Annotated in this window: 5 protein-coding genes; 3 read left to right on the forward strand and 2 right to left on the reverse strand. The window is 69.6% G+C overall.

Features of this window, described 5'->3' with window-relative positions; all coding sequences use genetic code 11:
* Nucleotides 1-185 precede the first annotated feature (185 nt).
* Both ACWGIH_RS43330 and aroQ read left to right on the forward strand, forming a co-directional pair.
* Nucleotides 186-1283: a calcium:proton antiporter gene (locus tag ACWGIH_RS43330; RefSeq protein WP_453452782.1), complete on the forward strand. Its 1098-nt coding sequence runs from the start codon at nt 186-188 to the stop codon at nt 1281-1283.
* Nucleotides 1284-1358: 75 nt separating this feature from the next.
* Entirely contained in the window at nt 1359-1820 is a 462-nt protein-coding gene (gene aroQ / locus ACWGIH_RS43335) for a type II 3-dehydroquinate dehydratase (RefSeq protein WP_453452781.1), read from the forward strand.
* An 18-nt stretch (nt 1821-1838) separates the two neighbouring features.
* On the opposite strand, the gene ACWGIH_RS43340 is transcribed toward aroQ, so the two are convergent.
* Together ACWGIH_RS43340 and ACWGIH_RS43345 are read right to left on the reverse strand one after the other, a co-directional pair.
* Nucleotides 1839-2495, reverse strand: coding sequence for an MBL fold metallo-hydrolase (locus ACWGIH_RS43340; protein ID WP_453452779.1), 657 nt, complete (start codon nt 2493-2495; stop codon nt 1839-1841).
* 10 nt (nt 2496-2505) lie between these two features.
* Nucleotides 2506-3231 carry a maleylpyruvate isomerase family mycothiol-dependent enzyme gene (locus tag ACWGIH_RS43345; RefSeq protein ID WP_453452777.1) on the reverse strand — a complete coding sequence of 242 codons (726 nt, stop codon included), beginning with the start codon at nt 3229-3231 and terminating at the stop codon, nt 2506-2508.
* A gap of 223 nt (nt 3232-3454) precedes the next feature.
* On the opposite strand from ACWGIH_RS43345, the gene uvrA reads away from it, so the two are divergent.
* Complete coding sequence (gene uvrA / locus ACWGIH_RS43350; RefSeq protein ID WP_453452776.1) at nt 3455-6532, forward strand: excinuclease ABC subunit UvrA; 3078 nt, start codon at nt 3455-3457, stop codon at nt 6530-6532.
* Nucleotides 6533-6643 lie beyond the last annotated feature (111 nt).

The following is a 6643-nucleotide window of genomic DNA, read 5'->3' on the forward strand; positions in this document are numbered from 1 at the left end:
AGCCCTCCATCACCCCCCCCCGCGCGCGCCGGCGGCGCCCCTCTCCCCCCCCCCGGGCGCGCCCCCGCCCCGCCCCCGGCCCCGGGGCGCCCCCCGCGCCCCCCCCCCCCCGGCCACTCCCTTTGCCGTGGGAGAGGGCAGAGCTGAGGTAGCGGGGCCCCGGCGCCCGGTGCAGCATCGGAGACATGATCACTCGGCTCCGGGCAATCGCCACCCAGTGGACCGCGGCCGTACCGGTCCTCGCCGTCGTCCTGCTCGCCCTCACCTGGGGACGCGATCTGCCGGGCGTCGTCGTGGCCGTGGTGACGCTCGTGCTCGCCGGTGCCGTGCTGGCCGCCGTGCACCATGCCGAGGTGATCGCGCACCGCGTCGGCGAACCCTTCGGCTCGCTCGTCCTCGCCGTCGCCGTGACGATCATCGAGGTCGCGCTGATCGTCACCCTCATGGCCGATGGCGGCGACAAGAGCGCGACGCTGGCCCGCGACACCGTGTTCGCCGCCGTGATGATCACCTGCAACGGCATCATCGGCCTGTGCCTGTTGGTGGGAGCCCTGCGCCACCGCGTCGCCATCTTCCAGTCCGAGGGCACCGGCGCAGCGCTCGCGACCGTGGCCACGCTCGCCACGCTCAGCCTGGTCCTGCCGACCTTCACCACGAGCAAGCAGGGCCCGGAGTTCTCCACGGCGCAGCTCACCTTCGCCGCCCTCGCCTCGCTCGTCCTGTACGGCCTGTTCGTGGCCACGCAGACCGTGCGCCACCGCGAGTACTTCCTGCCGATCACCCGCAAGGGCGAGGTGATCGACTCCGAGGATGCCTCGGGGCCCTCCACCCGCACCGCGCTGATCAGCGTGGGCCTGCTCGCCCTGGCCCTGATCGGTGTGGTGGGCCTGGCCAAGGGGGTCTCGCCGACCATCGAGTCCGGCGTCGAGAGCGCGGGCATGCCGCACTCCGTGGTCGGCGTGATCATCGCGCTGCTCGTACTGCTCCCGGAGACCATCGCGGCCGTCCGCGCCACCCGCCGCGACCGGGTGCAGACCAGCCTCAACCTCGCCCTCGGGTCCGCGATGGCCAGCATCGGTCTGACCATCCCGGCCGTCGCGGTCGCCTCTGTCTGGCTCTCGGGGCCGCTGGTGCTCGGACTCGGCCCGACCCACATGGTGCTCCTGGCGCTCACCTTGATCGTCGGCACGCTCACGGTCGTGCCGGGGCGCGCCACCCTGCTGCAGGGCGGCGTCCATCTGGTGCTCTTCGCCGCCTACCTGGAGCTCGCGGTCACGCCGTGACAGGGGCCGCGGTCGACGAGGGCGGCGGCCGGGGGCGTACGAAGGCGCGGAATGATCTCTCAGTACGCTGACGGCATGACGCGCACTCTTGCCAACGCCCCGATCATGATCCTGAACGGCCCCAACCTGAACCTGCTCGGTCAGCGCCAGCCCGAGATCTACGGATCGGACACGCTCGCCGACGTCGAGGCGCTGTGCGCCAAGGCGGCGGCCGCGCACGGCGGCACCGTGGACCTGCGGCAGAGCAACCACGAGGGGCAGTTGGTGGACTGGATCCACGAGGCGCGCGAGCACCACGCGGGCATCGTCATCAACCCGGCCGCCTACTCGCACACGTCAGTGGCGATCCTGGACGCGCTCAACACCTGTGACGGAATGCCGGTGGTGGAGGTCCACATCTCCAACATCCATCAGCGCGAGGCGTTCCGGCACCACTCGTACGTCTCCCAGCGTGCCGACGGGGTCATCGCGGGGTGCGGCGTACAGGGGTATGTGTTCGCGGTGGAGCGGGTGGCGGCGCTGATCGACGCGGCCTGAGCCCCCGGCTCCCGCAGCTCACCAGCCCCTCTGGCGCCACTCCGCGAGGTGCGGGCGCTCGGCGCCCAGCGTGGTGTCGCCGCCGTGTCCGGGATAGACCCAGGTCTCGTCGGGCAGCGTGCCGAAGATCTTCGTCTCGACGTCGTGCAGCAGGCTCGCGAAGGCCTCCGGGTCCTGGTGCGTGTTGCCGATGCCGCCCGGGAAGAGGCAGTCGCCGGTGAAGACGTGCGGGTGGCCGTGACGGTCGTCGTACACGAGGGCGACCGAGCCCGGCGTGTGGCCCACCAGGTGACGCGCGGTGAGGGAGACGTGCCCGACGCTCACGGTGTCGCCGTCCACGAGCGGGATGTCCGTGGGCACGGGGATGCCGGCGACGTCCTCGCGGCCCGCGTAGGTCCGGGCGCCGGTGGCCTCGACGACCGCGGCGAGGGCCTGCCAGTGGTCGCCGTGCTGATGGGTGGTGACGACGGACGTGATGCCGTCGTCACCGATCAGCGTGAGCAGCGTGGCCGCGTCGCTGGCCGCGTCGATCAGGAGCTGTTCGTCCGTGGCCCGGCAGCGCAGCAGATAGGCGTTGTTGTCCATCGGGCCGACCGCGACCTTCGAGATCATCAGATCCTGCAGCTCGTGGACGTCCGCACCGCCGCCGACCTTCACTGCTCCGCTGTACGTCATGTCTCTCAGCCTATAGCGGGGGCAGGGACGGCAGGAGGCCGCCTTCGGCCGTCAGCGCGGAGCCGTCACGACGGCCCGAGAGCCACCCTAGGAGGTCGGCCTGGCGGCCACTGACGGTGATGTCCACGGGGGTTTGGTGGCCGCTCTTGGCCTGCTCCAGCGTGACGCCCTCGACTGCTCCCGTGTAGAGCCCCCGGCCGTCGTCCTGCCTGATGAGCAGCGCGGGCAGGCCCGGGGCGTTCCGGAATCGGTCGGTGAGGAAGTTGATCTCGCGCTGCGTGAACTCCTCCGAGAGGTCCTCCAGCTCGTAGCCGATTCCCAGGTCCACGTGGTGCAGCTCGACCTCGATCCATCGCCTGAACGGCAACCGGGACGCGGAGTCGGTCACACCGTTGCGCAGCTCCACGGTGCGGGACCAGTCGGCGGGAATCGTGCCCGCCGCCTCGAAACGCGCCGCGGACTCGCGTACGTCCACGAGCTGCTCGGTCAGCGGCCTCGGCGCGTCACGCTCGATGTCGTTGTCGCGTGCGTCACCACTGACGTACATGGGCCGCCCGGCCAGCACATTGACGAGCGCGTCCGCGTTCCGGGCCAGGTGGGCGAGGACGTGACCGCGGGTCCAGCCCGGCAGTCGTGACGGTTCGGCGGTCGAATCGTTGTTCAGTTTCGCGGCTGCGGTGAGCAGCCGGTCGGTCGCGTCACGTACAGACGCCAGGTCGCGCACATGATCAATCATGCGCCCGACGATAGTCGCGCCACACGTTTGGGTGAAGGCGTCGGAGCGGCACCGCAAATCGAATGCACGTGCTATATGGTCGAGTGCGGCATCGGGCATTCTTGGTGGTCCGGGTTTGTTATCAACCAGGGCAACCGCCCCGGCGTTGTCAGTGGCTCGCCCTAGTCTGTGAATGACGGGGGTCCCGCCCCTGTCACTTCTCTCAAGAAAGGTGCGGACCGGCGTGGCCGACCGTCTCATCGTCCGTGGCGCGCGCGAGCACAATCTCAAGAACGTCTCGCTCGACCTCCCGCGTGACTCCCTCATCGTCTTCACCGGGCTCTCCGGGTCGGGCAAGTCCTCGCTCGCGTTCGACACGATCTTCGCCGAGGGCCAGCGGCGGTACGTGGAGTCGCTGTCCTCGTACGCCCGGCAGTTCCTCGGTCAGATGGACAAGCCGGACGTCGACTTCATCGAGGGCCTCTCGCCCGCGGTCTCCATCGACCAGAAGTCGACCTCGCGCAACCCGCGCTCCACGGTCGGCACCATCACCGAGGTCTACGACTACCTCCGCCTGCTCTTCGCGCGCATCGGCAAGCCGCACTGCCCCGAGTGCGGCCGCCCCATCTCCCGGCAGTCGCCGCAGGCCATCGTCGACAAGGTCCTCGAACTGCCGGAAGGCAGCCGTTTCCAGGTCCTCTCGCCGCTGGTGCGCGAGCGCAAGGGCGAGTTCGTCGACCTCTTCGCCGACCTCCAGACCAAGGGCTACAGCCGCGCGCGGGTCGACGGCGAGACGATCCAGCTCTCCGAGCCGCCCACGCTGAAGAAGCAGGAGAAGCACACCATCGAGGTGGTCATCGACCGCCTCACGGTGAAGGACTCCGCCAAGCGCCGCCTGACCGACTCCGTGGAGACCGCGCTCGGCCTCGCGGGCGGCATGGTCGTGCTCGACTTCGTCGACCTCCCCGAGGACGACCCCGAGCGCGAGCGCATGTACTCGGAGCACCTCTACTGCCCGTACGACGACCTGTCCTTCGAGGAGCTGGAGCCCCGCTCCTTCTCCTTCAACTCGCCCTTCGGCGCCTGCCCGGACTGCACCGGCATCGGCACGCGCATGGAGGTCGACCCCGAGCTGATCGTCCCGGACGAGGACAAGTCGCTCGACGAGGGTGCCATCCACCCCTGGTCGCACGGCCACACCAAGGAGTACTTCGGCCGGCTCGTCGGAGCCCTCGCCGACGCCCTCGGCTTCTCCACCGACATGCCCTGGGCCGGACTCCCGCAGCGCGCCAAGAAGGCCCTCCTGAACGGGCACAAGACGCAGATCGAGGTCCGCTACCGCAACCGGTACGGCCGCGAGCGGGTCTACACCACGGCCTTCGAAGGCGCCGTCCCCTTCGTCAAGCGCCGCCACAGCGAGGCCGAGAGCGACGCGAGCCGCGAGCGCTTCGAGGGCTACATGCGCGAGGTGCCCTGCCCCACCTGTGAGGGCACGCGTCTCAAGCCGATCGTCCTGGCCGTCTCGGTCATGGGGAAGTCCATCGCCGAGGTCTCGGCGATGTCCATCAGCGACTGCGCGGACTTCCTCGCCGAGCTGAAGCTGGGCGCCCGTGACAAGAAGATCGCCGAACGCGTCCTGAAGGAGGTCAACGAACGGCTGCGGTTCCTGGTCGACGTCGGCCTGGACTACCTCTCGCTGAACCGCGCGGCGGGCACCCTCTCCGGAGGCGAGGCCCAGCGCATCCGCCTGGCCACACAGATCGGCTCGGGCCTCGTCGGTGTCCTCTACGTACTGGACGAGCCGTCCATCGGCCTGCACCAGCGCGACAACCACCGCCTGATCGAGACCCTCGTGCGCCTGCGCGACATGGGCAACACGCTCATCGTCGTGGAGCACGACGAGGACACCATCAAGGTCGCCGACTGGGTCGTCGACATCGGCCCCGGCGCGGGCGAGCACGGCGGAAAGGTCGTCCACAGCGGCTCCATGAAGGAGCTGCTGACCAACGACAAGTCGATCACCGGGCAGTATCTGTCGGGCAAGCGGTCCATCCCGGTGCCGGACCTGCGCCGCCCCGCGGACCCCACCCGTCAGCTGACGGTGCACGGCGCCCGGGAGAACAACCTCCAGGACATCGACGTCTCCTTCCCGCTCGGCGTCCTCACCGCCGTCACGGGTGTCTCGGGCTCCGGCAAGTCGACGCTGGTCAACGACATCCTCTACACGCACCTGGCGCGCGAGCTGAACGGCGCCCGGTCCGTCCCCGGACGGCACACGCGCGTGGACGGCGACGACCTCGTCGACAAGGTCGTGCACGTCGACCAGTCGCCCATCGGCCGCACCCCGCGGTCGAACCCGGCGACGTACACCGGAGTCTTCGACCACGTGCGCAGGCTGTTCGCGGAGACGATGGAGGCGAAGGTCCGGGGCTACCTGCCCGGACGCTTCTCCTTCAACGTCAAGGGCGGTCGCTGCGAGAACTGCTCCGGCGACGGCACGATCAAGATCGAGATGAACTTCCTGCCGGATGTGTACGTCCCGTGCGAGGTCTGCCACGGGGCGCGCTACAACCGCGAGACGCTGGACGTCCACTACAAGGGCAAGTCCATCGCCCAGGTCCTGGACATGCCGATCGAGGAAGCGCTCGACTTCTTCGAGGCCGTGCCGGCCATCTCCCGCCACCTGCGCACGCTCAACGACGTGGGTCTCGGGTACGTGAGGCTCGGCCAGTCCGCGCCGACGCTCTCCGGAGGCGAGGCCCAGCGCGTGAAGCTGGCCTCCGAGCTCCAGAAGCGCTCCACGGGCCGGACCGTCTACGTCCTGGACGAGCCGACCACCGGTCTGCACTTCGAGGACATCAGCAAGCTGATCACGGTCCTGTCCGGCCTGGTCGACAAGGGCAATACGGTCATCGTCATCGAGCACAACCTCGACGTCATCAAGACCGCGGACTGGGTGGTCGACATGGGCCCCGAGGGTGGCAACGGCGGCGGTCTGGTCGTCGCCGAGGGCACACCCGAGGAGGTCGCCGGAGTCCCGACGAGCCACACGGGCAAGTTCCTGCGGGACATTCTCGCCGCGGACCGGATCAGCGACGCGGTTCCTTCGCGGGGGCGCAAGCGGGTCGCCGCCGCGGCGGTGAAGAAGCCGGCGGCGGCCAAGGCCCCCGCCAAGACGGCCGCGGCCAAGAAGGTCTCCGCCGCGAAGTCCACCGCCAAGAAGGCCGTGGCCACCAAGACCGTCGCCAAGAAGACCGTGGCGAAGAAGGCCGCCGCGAAGAAGGCTGCTCCGAAAAAGGTGGCCAAGGCCCGTAAGAGCTGACGGTTTCGCCGTTTGCCTCCGCGAGTGGCGTCGTGGCTGGTCGCGCAGTACCCCGCGCCCCTTAGGGGGCGCGCCCGAACGGGCCGCGGGACAAGGGTTTCCCCCTTGTCC

Source organism: Streptomyces sp. NPDC054872 (assembly GCF_053610705.1).

Bases quoted from the DNA above. Each gene is read 5' to 3' on its own strand.
- ACWGIH_RS43330 (WP_453452782.1), top strand. From the start codon at position 186: ATGATCACTCGGCTCCGGGCAATCGCCACCCAGTGGACCGCGGCCGTA.
- aroQ (WP_453452781.1), top strand. From the start codon at position 1,359: ATGACGCGCACTCTTGCCAACGCCCCGATCATGATCCTGAACGGCCCC.
- ACWGIH_RS43340 (WP_453452779.1), bottom strand. From the start codon at position 2,495: ATGACGTACAGCGGAGCAGTGAAGGTCGGCGGCGGTGCGGACGTCCAC.
- ACWGIH_RS43345 (WP_453452777.1), bottom strand. From the start codon at position 3,231: ATGATTGATCATGTGCGCGACCTGGCGTCTGTACGTGACGCGACCGAC.